The organism is Pedobacter sp. 01N310, from assembly GCF_056399805.1.
Genome location: NZ_JBFTSB010000001.1, coordinates 111,966 through 126,629, shown reverse-complemented (window position 1 = coordinate 126,629; position 14,664 = coordinate 111,966). Strand labels below are relative to the sequence as shown.

Here is a 14,664-nt window from a genome sequence, read left to right as displayed (position 1 = left end):
TCGTCCTTGGATTTTATTGTATTATCAGCAGGCTTACTATCACTTGCAGCTCACCACTATTTAACCAGCAAGCTATGAATACGGAAGAGAAAAAATTAAGGCTACATTCCAAAATATACGTCTGTACAATCATTGCCGGATTGACAATAAGCGGATTAACCGCTTTTCCGTTAGAAACTGAAATGGCTTATCTGGTGAAACACAGTACAATTTTACCAAGTTGTCTTCAAAACTGGATTGAAGCGGTTTATCAGGCCCTTAAAGCTACCAACTTACGTTATTCATTTTTAAGTTATGGCACCGATTGGCTGGCTTTTGCACATATCATGCTGGCCGTGCTTTTTATCGGCCCATTAAAAGATCCTATCAAAAACAAATGGGTAATCGAATTTGGTATCATCTGTTGTATCTCGATTATTCCATTGGCCTTAATTGCCGGAAACATCCGCCACATTCCAGTATTCTGGCAAATGATAGACTGTTCTTTTGGCATCATCGGCGTTATCCCGCTGATACTATGCCGCATCAACATCAAAAAAATTGAAATATTAGAAGAGCATTATGGATTATGGACTTTGTAGATAAACATTCTATCGTAAGGAAAATATGGGGCAACACAGATGTTGTGCTTTTTATTTTTGCCGGCGCCGCAGCAGAATTTAGCCTGAATAAAGCTGTTGATTGGTTGTATTTTACAGGCAAACTACCTAAAGATCCGCTGGGAAGATTGTTTTCTACTGTTGCCTATGCGCAAAAAATCGTGTTTTCCACTTTAACTGAAGCTAATGCAGCGATAGATCAGATTACCATGATCCATCAGCATGTTGAAGCTGGAAGAAATGCTAAAATTCCAGATTGGGCCTATAGAGATGTATTATTTATGCTGATTGACTATTCAATCCGTGCTTTCGACGTACTGGAAAGAAAACTCACTTTAACAGAAAAGGAGGAAATATTTACTACTTTCTATCAAGTTGGATGCCGCATGAAAATAAATGGACTTCCTGGTAATTTTGCGGCCTGGCAGATGATGCATGAACAACAGTTACAGGAAAATTTAATTTATAGCTGCTTTTCTCATGATCTTTATGATCAGTACAAAAAACACCTGGGTGCGCTGAGGTATTTATTAATGCGAAAAATACAAGCACTCATCGTCCCACTTAAAGTGAATGAATTGCTTAAACTGGGGGAAGGAAAACCCATTAAATCAATACTTACTTTATACAAAATAAGCAGGAAACTGAAGGTGAACAAACCGTTAAGAAACTTAATTCTTCCTGCAGCGTACAAGACACAGATTTTGAGCCTCGAAGCTTTTTAAGCATAATAAAGCTGTATCATAAATTTAATTTCGATTCGTATGTCACATTGAGCTCGTCGAAACGCTCTGCCAAGGTTATTTAATCTAGTCTTTCGACAGGCTTCCATAAAAAGGTCGTCATTGCGAGGAACGAAGCAATCTTAATGCGCACGCTGGTAGCGATCGTTGTAAGATTGCTTCGTCGGCTGGAAAAGCCTTCTCGCAATGACGATAATCTGAGGAGATTTAATCTCTTAAACTCACCTGTAATTAATATTGATTTTTGTACCATAAATTACCCTCAGGTACAACACAGCTTTATTACAACCTTCTATTTCCAATCAAACGGTAAATACCAGTTGGCTGGATCCATTAATTTTTGTCTGGCAAGGCTTGCATTAGGGTTGCCTGCTTTTAACAGCTTTTGGTAAATGCGATCTGCTAAAAAGGCCGGGTTGTTCTGTCTGCGGGCAATACGGACCAAATCAGGCCAGCGGTTACCTTCAAAAGCAAGTTCCAATGCGGCTTCATCAATTAATTTGCCTTCTAAGCCTATCATATCCGTTTGGTAACTTATATCAATAGCGTTTACTACTGCCCTACCTCTAATGCCACAGTTACGGTACCAGGTACCCGAAACATCGTTATTTTTTCTGGCATCGAAATAATATGGTGAAGTTTGTGGATAAGGCGTTATCATGGTATTTAACTCGGCTACCGAAACTGGTGCCTGGGCGCCAGCTGTAAACGTACCTACATAATAAGTATTTCTGATCCCCGTGTTTAACAATGCCCAGCCTAACTTGGTCTGCCCATCTCTATTGGCAGCTTCCGAAAAACGCAGGTGTAATAGTGACGCACGATAAATGCCCCATTTCCCACCGTTATCGGTTAATTTGGTGATTTCTTCGCCCATGGCCGAAGCATTGAACGATAATTTGCTCCTCGGATCGAAAGGAACACCACTAGTGGTAACCTGGCTATTCCACAAGTCTTTTATAGCCTGCGAAGGTTTTATCTGATAGCTTTTAAGCGGCGAACACAAATCAATCATTGGGTTTACAGGTTTAAAGGCGGTATTATAAGGCATGGCCCATAACCACTCGGTGCTCCATGGGCTCGAGGTGGTTGGCAAGGCAAAAATAGCACGCCAGCCTGCATCTAAACTGTTTATCAAACTACTGGCATCTTGCCCGCTTCTGCTAAACAGAACAGCTAAATTAGCATAAGCCACATCACCAGAGTTATTGATTTTGTAAAAGTTAAACCTAAAATTATCATTCGCATTGCCATTTTCGGCGTTCATCAGCTTGGCATAATTTTCGGCTGCTTTAATATAATTGCCTTTCCATAAGTAAAGATCGCCTAACAGAAAGGCTTTGGAAGCAAACAATTTTTGGGTACTATTGGCATCAATGGTAACCAGTAAGGATGTTCCTGTTGGATAAGCATAAGCTTCCTTATATGGCAGGCTCTCGTTAAAGGCAATTAATTTATCCAAGAGCTGATCAAACGGTGTTTTTGGGTAATTGGCCAGGTTTTTCAAATCATCTACCGTTTCTATCGCATCGGTAATATATGGTACACTACCATATTGAATACCTAAATGCAGATAAATCCAGCTCCTTAACGTGGCAATATCTGAATAGCGTTTGTTGTAATCATCAACACTCATCCGGCGATCATCGACCATCATTTTAAAGTTTTTGAGCACATCGTTACAATTCACAATCACCTGATAATATGGTCTTGGATCAACATATTGATTGTTTTTTGTTTCGGTATGTGATGATAACTCCTGCAGATCGGTACTTGATCTGGAGGTAACATCCATTAAATCTCCACGTAGTTCGTTCTGCAGGATGTATAGTTTTTCCAAGCCCAAAAATTGGCCGTAAATACCGATAACCGCCGCATCTGCATCAGATACTGTTTTAAAAGCATTTACACTATCCAATTTATCTTCGGTTGGTACGTCAAGCATTTTTTTGCAAGACCACGAACCTGCCGATAAAATACCCAACAGCAAAAGGGATGCAATTTTTTTATTTAAGTTCATTTTCATGAGTATATCTTTCTTAATTATAATCCAACTCTAACACCTAGCTGAAACGACCTGAACTGGGGCTCAAGGGTGGTATCTACGCCCTGGCTAAATAAACTTCCGGAGTTACTAAATTCCGGATCATAGCCTAAATAATTGGTTACAGTAAACAGGTTATTAGCCGTAGCATAAATTTTTGCGTACTTAATGGCTTTCAGTTTTAAGGGTACATTATAGGTTACATTAATGGTTCGCAAACGTAAATAAGAGCCATCTTCTATCCAGCGGTCAGAAAAACGGGCGTTCCCTACCGGATCGCCATAAGTAGCTTTTGGTACCGACGTAACTTGTCCATCACCTTTCCACCTGTTGCCAATATTTGGTGTTTGGTTGTAATAAGTACTTCCAGATTCTAGCTGTGCCCTCGTATAATTGTAAACGTCGTTACCGCTAACAAAAGTGATTAAAGCATCTAAACTCCAGTTTTTGTAAGTGAAGGTGTTGTTAAAGCTTCCAAATAAATTCGGATTAGGATTACCAATAACAGTGCGGTCGGCATCGTCAATAATCTTATCGCCATTGCTATCAGTAAACTTTACATCGCCCCCTGTAAATGGTACAAGTGCTCCCAAACTGTTGCGGCTAGATAAACCTGAGGCAGCGGCCTCCGCATTGGTCGCAAAAACACCATTGGTTTTATAACCGTAAAACTGATTGGCCGACTGACCAACCTGGCTGATGTAAGCACCACCTGCATAACTGGTTATAACTGAATTTCCATCAGGTAAACTGGTAATTTTATTGGTTGATGTACCGATGGTTAAACCCGCATCCCATTTTAATTTTTCATTTAGAATCCGACCGTTTAAGGCTAAATCTAAACCATTTGTCTGCATGCCACCATTATTGTTGATAAAAGAAGCACTACCCGTAACAACACTCAGCAATTGATAGCTTAACATATTTTTAGTGCTGTTTCTCCAATAATCTAAGCTGATGCTTAGACGCTCACTAAAAAAGGAGCCATCTATACCAGTATTAAACTTGCGTACGGTTTCCCATTGTAGATTGGGGTTAGCAAAATTTCCGGTTACGATACCCCTGATGCCCAATACATTTTGAGAGGTATAATATTTTCTGGCGGTATAATTCCCAACATCATCATTTCCAACTAAACCATAGCTCATTCTTAATTTCAAAAGGTCAACACGGTGTAAATTGCGCATAAATTTCTCTGAAGAGATTACCCAGGCAGCACCAACAGCGGGTAAAACGGCATAACGGCTTCCATTAATCCTCAAACCATCATCGAAGTTTAAGAAACCCTGATCGGCCTTTGCACCAAAGCGCGAAGATCCATCAACAGCCATTGAGAAATTAACCAGGTATTTATCGGCATAGCTATAATTGGCAGACAGGTAATTGTTCAGCGTACGCCATTTCCCAATATCACCGCCAAATGTTCTAAAAGCGGCATTACTGTTACCAATGCTGATCAATTCATCTGTTGCAGAGTTAAAACCCAAAGCATAGTCCTGCTCGCTTTCGCTCTGCGAATAGCGTGTACCTACAATTGCATGTAATTTACTATATGAGCCGAAAGATTGATCGTAAGTTAAACGCAGATCGTTAAACACATTAAAAAACCTTCCTACCTGCGTACCCAAACGGCTATCGCCTACATAATTGGAAAGCGTATCGTTGGTTACCCCTTTTCTTGGAATAAAAAGCGTTTCCTGTGTTTTATCGTAAGTTACACCACTTAGGTTAGATAGTTTAAAGTTTTTGTTGAAAGTAAAATCGAAATTGATGTTTCCATAAAATCGATAAGCCTTTTTTAAATTTTGTCCTTTCTCGATTAAAGCTCTTGGATTACTCACCTGTAAGGTATCGTAATCCGCTAAATTTGGTGAAACTGCCCCAGTCGAATTTATTTCATTTCTGGCCATAAAAGGCGATTTAACCAAAGCTAAAAACAGTGGGTTGGTTACAGGAGCAATTCCCTGGTCTTTTAAACGCTGCTCTGTATAGGTAAATGATAAACTGGTGCTTCCCTGCAGTTTTTTAGTCAGGTTTAAATCACTATTAAAGCGCGTACTGTATTTTAAATTATCAGTGCTATCAATTACGCCCCGATCTCTGGCATAAGCAGCAGAAAGTGCATACTTCGCAATATTATCGCCACCGGTTACCTTTAAAAAATAGTTCTGATCGAAACTGCTTTTTAATACTTCATTCTGCCAATTCGTTTCATTGTGGTATTTAAAATAATCGGGATTGGTTGGACTGTCGTTCATATAAGGTTTTGCGGCAATGGCACTATTGCTTAAGCCCTGACTTTTTAAAATATCAGAAAGATATAACCTATAATCAGAAGCCCCCATTACAGGTAAGTTTTTAGGCTTGAAATTGAAACCTGCGTAACCAGAAAAATCGATATTGGTGGCCAGATCGTGTGCACGGTTGGTGGTAATTAACACCACCCCATTTGCCGCTTTCACCCCATAAGTCGCTGCCAAAGCCGCATCTTTAATGATGCTGATATTTTCAATATCCCGAACATCGATAAATTGAAGCGGGTTGTTAACATGACCTTTAATTAGCGAAGTACCGTAATTATTGGCATCGAAAATCATTCCATCAACCACATATAAAGGCTGATTTGTAGCATACAGAGAGTTAAATCCTCTGATGAGCACATCGGCACCTACACCAGGCGTTCCTGAGCGCCTGGTAACTTTAACCCCTGCTGCCCTGCCCTGAACGTAACTCATTACACTTTCAGAATTACTGGCCCAGTTGCCTTGCAAACTCACATTACTGATGGCGGGTATTGCCCGCGCCTGAGAAACCGTACCTATCGGCGTAACTACCTCGTTGTAAACCGAGGCAAATGATAACGGGTAAAGTTTGGTTCTGATTTCTTTGTCTTTATAAACCGGTAGCACCTTGGTTTGGAAACCATTACCCGAAATAATAATGCTGGCCTTATAATCGGGTACGACTACAGTAAACCTTCCTTTTTCGTCGGTAATGGCGGCATTAAAACCAGTAACCGTGATATTAATGCCCACTAAAGGCTTATTGGTATTCCCATCGAGCACAACTCCCCTTATTTTTTCACCCTTAACTGCGCGGGCCTTTACTTTTACGGTAGTGGTATCTGTTTCGGTTTTCATCGAATCTACTTCCTGTGCCTGTGCAGCTAAGCCAAACACCAGTAAGCAAAGTAGCATGCCCCAAACTTTTTTTATCGTTGTAAAATTATACATAGTATTTTTTTTGAAAGCAAGATTCATAATTAAGGTAAAACTGGTTCGAAGCGTAGATAATCCAATATGAGTGTACTCACATTTACATTCGTACTGTTTGCAGCGGTTAACCTCACCTGAAAATTGCCAAACTGTGCTGGCGTGTATTCTCCTAAGTAGGTTTCGTTATAGGTTAAGGGATTTACCAGATGGGTATAAAACAAAGTATAACTTACTGTGGCGGGGTTAAAAAAGAAGTAACGCTGTGTAAATGCCGCCACCTGTGGGTCGCCAGGCAAACCAGAAATGGCCCTTGCGTAAACTTTATATTTTACCACAGGTAAATTGGCTTTAGTATAAAACACACCAAATTCGGCATATTTATGGTCATAAACCTCGATATCATTAAAGGTTTTCCCTAAATTATCGAGTTTTGTGCGGTATAAAAGTGTACGTGCAGCACTAACGAATTGTGGTTTTTCACCTTCGATTTTAAATTCTGGTATTTTATCTTTTAAACGGAAAGGCAGTGCATTTACAACATGCACCATCCCGTTACTGGCCCGGTAGGAACGGATAATATTAGCCTTATTGACTGGCACTTTTACGCCTTGTAAAGAAATCAGTGTATCTGGCAACTTTTCAATCGGGTAAACGCCTTTAACGGTTAAATCTTTTACCAAGAAGTAGGAAGCATTCAAATTCGGATCTACACTTGGATAATAGGTTGAAAGTTTTGCCGATTCGGCTGTAAAAGCAGCATCCTGTAATATAAAATAAGTGTATTGCTGGCTTTCGTCTCTCAAATCGGCTACATTTACCCAGTAAGTATTTCTGGATATCATTGGTGGATTGGGGGCAAAAATTGGATTTCCCAATGCATTATAACCAATAACAGTAGCGTTTGCGGTATCGATAACGGTAATCGACAGGTTATTAATGTAGTTTTTTTGCAAAGCACCATCAGTACTATTGAGCATATAATCCCAAATATTCTGTTTGGTTGGAACAGCCTGATCTACGGTATACAATACTCCATTTTTTACGAACTGGCCAGCAACAGAAACATTGCCTTCTTCAAATTTAGTGCTGGTAAAAACACCAAACTTATTATTAAGCAGTTTCAACCTTGTGGTATCGCCCTCTTTGTTTAATGGGAAAGTAGATAGTGCAATATGGTTGGCAACAAAATCTTTTAATTTTGCTGGATCAGAAACAATTGCTGCATCTAAACTGGCTAAAGCCTGATTGGTTGGTGCCCAAACCGTATAATTTTGCGCAGCTGCAAGCACCTTATCATAACCCGTAGTTTTAACATAACCGTTAAAAACACTTAAGTTAGACTGGGCATCGAGCTTTTGTGCAAGATCTAAACTGTTATCTACATTGGTAAGCTCGTTATGAAGTTCCAGGTTATCTTTACAGGAATATAAAACTGCACTGATACTGAGCAGGGCAACATATATTATATATTTTCTAGTCATTATTTATATTATTAGTTCTATAGCTCAATTAGTTATGGGCGTTTATAAATCAGGCCCGACGGACTAAATCTTGGATAGTTCTGATCATCATCAATTGGAATAAAGTGAATCATATCCATATTCATAATTCCACTTCCATTACCACGCAGGGTAGTAAACCTAACCCAGTGTTTATCAGTTGTTTTAATATCTACTACCCCGGCCAATTTCCCGACCATAACCGACCATAAATTATTCTGTGAGATGGGCTGTAAACCATTTACACCGTTACTTACATCGGCAGTTGTGGCCATATAGCGTTTAAAACCGTTGGTTAACATCAATCCATCTGCAGAAGGCAAGGCTGCATTGGCAGTAGGTACCCCAGAACTGGTTAATGTTTGCGCAAAATCGACCAGATTTGGCAATAACTGCTCTTGTGTTGTACCCACATCTACCCCAACCTGCGTAAGTGGTCCGGAGCCATTGTAGGTATAACAGATCCACACTTTGTATTTACCTTTAACCAGCATAGGAGTTCTGATTTCCATCCAGATAGAGCGTAAAGTATTACTGGTGGTTGGGTTAAACTGAATTACATCCCTGTTGGCGTAACTCCGACCATCAGATGCACCGATTGGTGTTGACGACACGGCATAAACAGGGCCAATTGTTCCCGACCGGTAAGCATCGAGCCTGATGCCTGCTGTAATCAATTTTCCGTTTTGTAAAAGCTGAATGGTTTGTCCGGGGGCCCGCCAGGCCGCTAATAATTTTAATTCTGGCTGATCGCCTATATCGAAGAAAACACCCGTAGGTACCCTTGGTTTAATTTTGTAAAAACCTTTCGATTCGTGTAAAACCCCATTCGAAGTAGTAACATTACTAAAAGTTCTGTTTACTTCTACTCCGGGCTCAATCACCCCATTAAATTCATCGTCATTTAATAAGATTTTGGTTCCCACTAATTTTGTGGTTACAATTTCACTAGGCACCAAAGTAGATAACGAAGGTGAAGAAACAATATCAGGCGTATAACTTGCACCTGTTGAAATATGGTAAGCTACATACATCCACAAACTATCAGTATGGCTTTTCGGATTACCTGTTTTTGAAAGTTTGGCTTTTAAGGCCGCGTAATTACTAAAACCTGCAGCTTGTAATGCAGAATCGGATTCGAGAATTACCGTTTGAAAACGACGGGTAGTATCAGGAATAGCCGATTGCACATAATTCAACGAATCATAAAATCCAGTTTCTTTTAAGGCTTGCGTAAAAATACTATACCTGTTGTTCGTTTCTATACTTGCTGCCAATGTTTTGGTTGATGGTATTAACACATGATCGATAACGTGGATAATACCGTTACCTACCCTTACATTAGATTGTGTAATGAGCGCCTGTTTGTTGATGATAAAACTACTTACACCATCTTTAAAAGTAACACCAGTTTGCAAATACTGACCATAAAGGGTGATCTGGGTTAGCTTCCCATCGGTAAATTTGCCTGTAGCAACGGTATCTGGCAAAACGTGGAAACGAACAACGTCTTTCAGTTCTGCAGCTGATAATTGATCGACTGCTGTTTTATTTAAACTTTTCAACCAATCGTTAACTGCATTATTATCAGGAGTAAACATGGTGTATTTGCCATATGCTGCCAAATAACCTTTTGTACCCGATCTTTCTAAGATTTGGGTAAACAAAGAAAATTTTTCTGGATTTTTCTCCAAAAATCCGGTAATGTTTACATCATCAGTAGTACTTAATGTTAAACTTTCTCTTTTACAGGCATTAATCACGAAGATTATAAATGCACTGAGTATAACCAAATAGGTAATGTTGCGGATGTCTAATTTCACTTTCATATCACTTATTCTATTTAGTGTAAAATGGATTTTGTACGAGATTAGGATCTGTAAATAACTCACTTTGATAAATCGGCAAGTAATGGCTATTGGGATCTCTAAATTTGGTAATGGCCGATTGTTGAAGCGTAGGCGATACTGTTTTGGCTGCAAGATCTAACAAAATATCAATACGGCTATAGTTATTGCGTTTGGCGTGGCGTAAAAGATCGAACCATCTTTTGCCTTCAAAAGCAAATTCTCTGGCACGTTCGGCCAAAATATAATCGCACAAAGCTTCAGTTTCTGAAGGGTCTACAGTAACTTTCGTAGCATTTACAGCATTACGTCTTAATCTCAGTTCATCAACTAATGCCAAAGCTTCTACACCACCTCCGGTTAAGGCCAAAGCTTCGGCTTTAATCATCATGATATCTGAATAACGGTATGCTTGCCATTTTACGTAAGAAGGATTTTCCGTGCCGTATTTTTGAATGGTAAAAGCCGCATTATAATAAGAGCCAGGTCTGATATCATAGTTATTATCCGGATCAACGTCGTCTGGAATAAAGATTTCGGTACTCAAAAACGGGGAACCGATAAAACGTCGTCTGGTATTTACCAGTAAAGTATAAAACGGGTTTTCAATCGCCTGGTCAAATTCAAATATGGTTTCGATGGATGAACCTTTAAAAAACACATTATTATACCAGCCAGAACCTGCACCAACCAGGGCAAATCTTTGCGAACTGATGATTTTATTACATTCGGTAATACAGTTCGGATAATCTTCCATCCATAGGTACACATCTGCCAGCAAAGCATTTACAGTAAATTTGGTTACCCTACCCTTATCAAATCTTGTGCTACCATAAGTGGTAACCGCTCCTTGCTCTGCTTTTTTTAAGTCGGCAACAATCTGTTTTAAAATATCGGCCTGTTTGGTTTTCGGCAGATCCTGTAAATCGGTATCTTTTACAGTAGCGGTTAATTTTAAGGGTACATCTCTAAAGGTACGCAACAGGTAAAAATACATAAGACTTCTTAGCGTAAGCGCTTCTGCCACATAACCGTTCAATGCTGCATCGGTAAAAGTGGGATCGGTAGCTTTAACGCCAGGCGCAAAATCGAGCACCGTATTGCAGTAGTTAATGGTACGGTAAAATGCTGCCCATCTTGCTGTTGTATTATCCTGGGTAATATTTACATTAATAATATCCGTTTCTTCTGTTGTAATACTAGGCCCGCCTGCAATCATATCGGCCCTAAGCTCACCATACATAAACATGTACTCCAATAAAGATTTATCACCAATACCCGGAGGAGGCGCCAGTAATGAGGTATAACAACCAGAAACTGCTGCTAAAACATCTTCTTTCGTTTTCCAGAACTCTTGTCTGGTAATTCCATCTCTAGGTTTAAGATCGAGCCATTTGTTGCAAGAGCTGCTCATCACCAGCATCATTACCAAACAAGTGCTATATAAAATATTTTTCATCAGTTTTGAATTAAAAGTTAGCAGTTAAACCGAAAGTAATAGTCTTAATTGGCGGCGTGGTAGAATTATCTATCACTGTGTTCGACCCGTTTAACTTAATCGGCACCTCTGGGTCCTGACCAGTATATTTAGTAAATGTTAAGATATTCTGAACGGTAAGATTGGTGGTAAGCGATTTCATGCCCAATCTCTTCATAAAGGTTTTGCCAAAATCGTACTTTAAAACCACCGAGCTCAATCTTAAAAATGATCCGTCTTCAATATAGCGGTCGGAGCCTAAAAAGTTATAACCTGTACCGTACATGGCTCTCGGCATATCGGTAACATCGCCCTCTTTTTTCCACCTGCGCAATACCGCTGTACTTTGGTTATTAAAACCATACATATTGGTGGTGTTAATTTTAGTACCATTGATAATATCGTATCCGGTACGGAAAGTGAAATTAAAACCTAAACGAAGGTTTCCGTTGATGGTTAGGTTAGATCCAAATCCCCCTGTTAGTTTCGGGTTACCATTACCCAGGTACACAATATCTTTATAATCGATGTTCCCGTCGTGGTTAATATCTTCATACATGGCATCGCCCGGTTGGAAAACATAATCAATAGATGGATAAGCAAAACGCATGTAAATTTTATCGCCGTTCGGTCCAACAATCTGGTTTCCGTTCTCATCCAATGCAACTGTTGCGTTTTTATCAGGATATACACCTTTAAACTTGAAACCGTAAAACGATCCGAAAGGATTATTTTCCTGCACAAATACTTTGTACACATTGTTGCTGGTTACCCTACCTTTATTTTCTCGAGGGTATAGCGGAGAAACCTCGCGGATTACGTTTTCGTTGTGTGCAATATTGAAAGCAAGATCTAGTCTTATCTTTTTCTTTTTGATGACGGTAGCATTCAGGTTTACTTCCCAGCCTTGGTTATCCATTGTACCCACATTCATATCAACACCGCCATATCCGTTATAACTCGGTACTTGTAAACCTGGATAAAACAGATCGGTAGTACGTTTACGGTATAAATCGAAGTCGATATTTAAATTTTTAAAGAGGTTTAAGGTAATACCGAGATTGGATTGGGTAACCGTTTCCCACCTTAAATCGGTTAATTCCATATTGGTAGAATACACACCGGCATTATCCAGGTAACTAAAACCGTAATTCTGATAAATATTGAAGTAAGAATAATCGTTACGCGGAACGTTACCACTTTTACCGTAGCTGGCCCTTAAACTAAAATCATCTACATATTTGGCCTTTTTCATAAAAGGTTCTCCAGATATCCGCCAACGGCCAGAAACTGAAGGAAAAATACCATATCGGTTAGCAGCACCAAACCTGGAGTTACCATCGCCCCTAATGCTACCATTAATGATATAACGGTCTAAAAATTTGTATTGAACGTTAGCCAATAAACCAACTGACCTGGTTTGTCCTAAAGATGAGGTTGCAGAACCTGTGTAATTGGTACGGCTATCAACAGAAGGATCGGATAAATACGATGATGCGGTATTGGTTGAAAACAGGTATTGACCAGTTCTGCGGCTATCTTCACTATCGAAGCGTAAAAAGCCAATAATATCATGTTTATCATTCAGTTTTGGGGTATAAGCCAAAGTCATACTAGTGTTCATGGTGAATGAATCGCCATCAGCATCTGAAGCAGTATTGACCACCGATTCGGTATAAGGCCGCCCTGTTGCAATTTGAGGAAGGAAGGTTTTTACTTTGGTGTTGTTAATGTTTACCATAAAACTTCCATTCAGGCGTAACACACTCGGTAAAATTTCGTACTGTAAACTAAATTTTGGTGTAATACGTTCGCCCAATTGGTGGTTACTACCTGCTGATGCCATTGCCAATGGATTAAAAGTACTGGCATAAGCGCCCTGGGCAGTTGCGGCAGGACTAAAAAAGTTTGATGTTAAATTTCCATACTCATCATACTCATAAATACTTTGGTTAGGCATTTTGGTATAAGCAACGTCTCTAACCCGGGTATTAAAAAGTCCGTTCTGATCGATATGTGTATAAGAAATATCAGAACTGAACCTGATTTTGTTCGACACCATATAATCTAAATTCACCCTTGCCGAAACACGGTTTAAATCGGTGCCAATGGTAGTACCTGTTTGGTTAAAATAATTTACCGAAGCACGGTATCTGGCTTTTTCACCACCCCCCGAAATAGACAGGTTATGATCTTGAAGGTAACCTACCCTCGTAATGGCTGATAACCAATCGGTATTGTTGCTGTAATTATAGTAATTATAAGGATCGTTCGGATCATATTGAAATTGCTTTGCAAATTCTGAAGTAGAAAACTGACGGCCCGCATTATAATATTCTTCCAAAACGAGTGATGAATATTGGTTACCATCCAACATCGGGATCGGACTTGGCTGTTTAGAATACGAACCTTTAAAATTATAGGAAATAGCTGGCGGACCAATTGAACCTCTTTTTGTGGTAATGATCAATACACCGTTTGCTGCTCTCGATCCCCAAACGGCTGTAGCCGCAGCATCTTTTAGCACACTAATTTCTTTAATATCAGATGGGGCAATATTTAATAACTGACCATAATTGTTCTCATCAGAGGTGGCAAAGTTAAAATCAGAAGGGATGGTAATATCGTAAGGCATACCATCCAATACAATTAACGGATCGGTTGCGCCATTAATGGAAGATGTACCGCGGATACGGATCTGCATCGGCGCGCCCGGATCACCCGTACTGGCGGTAATGTCAACCCCTGCCATGCGGCCTTGCAAAGCCTGATCGATTGATGCCGATTGGAGGTCTTCGAGTTCTTTGGCATCAATGGTAACCGTAGCCGAAGTCTGATCGCGTTTATCGATCGTCATTCCACTTCCATTGTTCGTTTTGGCTTTCGAAACAATCTGAACCTCATCCATCTGATTTTCAGAAGGTTCCAACTGGAAATTGATTACTGCTTTATCGATATTAACAGGTGCTGAAGACCTATAACCAATATATGAAACCGATATCCGATAAGTTTTATCTGCTACCGGTAAAGAATAGTTTCCATCAATATCTGTCGAAACGCCTTTAATTACCCTTTTGTCTTTATCAACAATTACAACAGATGCACCAATAATGGGCTGCTTATCTTTTTTATCAATTACCTTACCCTTTACATAGTTAATTTGTTGTGCATAGGTTAGGGACGATACCAACAAACAGCATAGTAAAATAAAAAAACTATAATTATATCTTTTAGTCATCT

The 14,664-nt window shown here is 39.6% G+C and carries 8 protein-coding genes; 2 read left to right on the top strand and 6 right to left on the bottom strand.

Annotated elements, in window-relative coordinates; translation table 11 throughout:
- The first annotated feature begins 74 nt into the window (after positions 1 to 74).
- A complete protein-coding gene (locus AC1DNH_RS00430) occupies positions 75 to 581 on the top strand; it encodes a hypothetical protein (protein ID WP_477583168.1) in 507 nt (168 codons plus the stop codon).
- The gene (locus tag AC1DNH_RS00425; RefSeq protein ID WP_477610490.1) at positions 569 to 1,324 is read left to right on the top strand and encodes an oxygenase MpaB family protein; all 756 of its coding nucleotides are present in this window, start codon (positions 569 to 571) and stop codon (positions 1,322 to 1,324) included. Before AC1DNH_RS00430 ends, AC1DNH_RS00425 begins: the two co-directional genes overlap by 13 nt.
- Before the next feature lie 310 nt (positions 1,325 to 1,634).
- On the opposite strand, the gene AC1DNH_RS00420 is transcribed toward AC1DNH_RS00425, so the two are convergent.
- The 6 genes from AC1DNH_RS00420 to AC1DNH_RS00395 are packed head-to-tail and all read right to left on the bottom strand — an operon-like array spanning position 1,635 to position 14,662.
- On the bottom strand, positions 1,635 to 3,368 hold the full coding sequence (locus AC1DNH_RS00420; protein ID WP_477625058.1) for a RagB/SusD family nutrient uptake outer membrane protein: 1,734 nt from the start codon (positions 3,366 to 3,368) through the stop codon (positions 1,635 to 1,637).
- 17 nt (positions 3,369 to 3,385) lie between these two features.
- Complete coding sequence (locus tag AC1DNH_RS00415) at positions 3,386 to 6,619, bottom strand: SusC/RagA family TonB-linked outer membrane protein (protein WP_477625057.1); 3,234 nt, start codon at positions 6,617 to 6,619, stop codon at positions 3,386 to 3,388.
- Positions 6,620 to 6,648: 29 nt separating this feature from the next.
- Positions 6,649 to 8,082: a fasciclin domain-containing protein gene (locus AC1DNH_RS00410; protein WP_477607618.1), complete on the bottom strand. Its 1,434-nt coding sequence runs from the start codon at positions 8,080 to 8,082 to the stop codon at positions 6,649 to 6,651.
- Positions 8,083 to 8,114: 32 nt separating this feature from the next.
- A complete protein-coding gene (locus AC1DNH_RS00405) occupies positions 8,115 to 9,929 on the bottom strand; it encodes a fasciclin domain-containing protein (protein ID WP_477584616.1) in 1,815 nt (604 codons plus the stop codon).
- A 10-nt stretch (positions 9,930 to 9,939) separates the two neighbouring features.
- Positions 9,940 to 11,406 (bottom strand): RagB/SusD family nutrient uptake outer membrane protein, encoded by a 1,467-nt coding sequence (locus AC1DNH_RS00400; protein ID WP_477625056.1) that lies wholly within the window; start codon positions 11,404 to 11,406, stop codon positions 9,940 to 9,942.
- A gap of 10 nt (positions 11,407 to 11,416) precedes the next feature.
- A complete protein-coding gene (locus tag AC1DNH_RS00395) occupies positions 11,417 to 14,662 on the bottom strand; it encodes a SusC/RagA family TonB-linked outer membrane protein (protein WP_477607614.1) in 3,246 nt (1,081 codons plus the stop codon).
- Positions 14,663 to 14,664: the final 2 nt, after the last annotated feature.

Coding starts and splice junctions, on each gene's coding strand:
- AC1DNH_RS00430 (WP_477583168.1), top strand. CDS start 75: ATGAATACGGAAGAGAAAAAATTAAGGCTACATTCCAAAATATACGTC.
- AC1DNH_RS00425 (WP_477610490.1), top strand. CDS start 569: ATGGACTTTGTAGATAAACATTCTATCGTAAGGAAAATATGGGGCAAC.
- AC1DNH_RS00420 (WP_477625058.1), bottom strand. CDS start 3,368: ATGAAAATGAACTTAAATAAAAAAATTGCATCCCTTTTGCTGTTGGGT.
- AC1DNH_RS00415 (WP_477625057.1), bottom strand. CDS start 6,619: ATGTATAATTTTACAACGATAAAAAAAGTTTGGGGCATGCTACTTTGC.
- AC1DNH_RS00410 (WP_477607618.1), bottom strand. CDS start 8,082: ATGACTAGAAAATATATAATATATGTTGCCCTGCTCAGTATCAGTGCA.
- AC1DNH_RS00405 (WP_477584616.1), bottom strand. CDS start 9,929: ATGAAAGTGAAATTAGACATCCGCAACATTACCTATTTGGTTATACTC.
- AC1DNH_RS00400 (WP_477625056.1), bottom strand. CDS start 11,406: ATGAAAAATATTTTATATAGCACTTGTTTGGTAATGATGCTGGTGATG.
- AC1DNH_RS00395 (WP_477607614.1), bottom strand. CDS start 14,662: ATGACTAAAAGATATAATTATAGTTTTTTTATTTTACTATGCTGTTTG.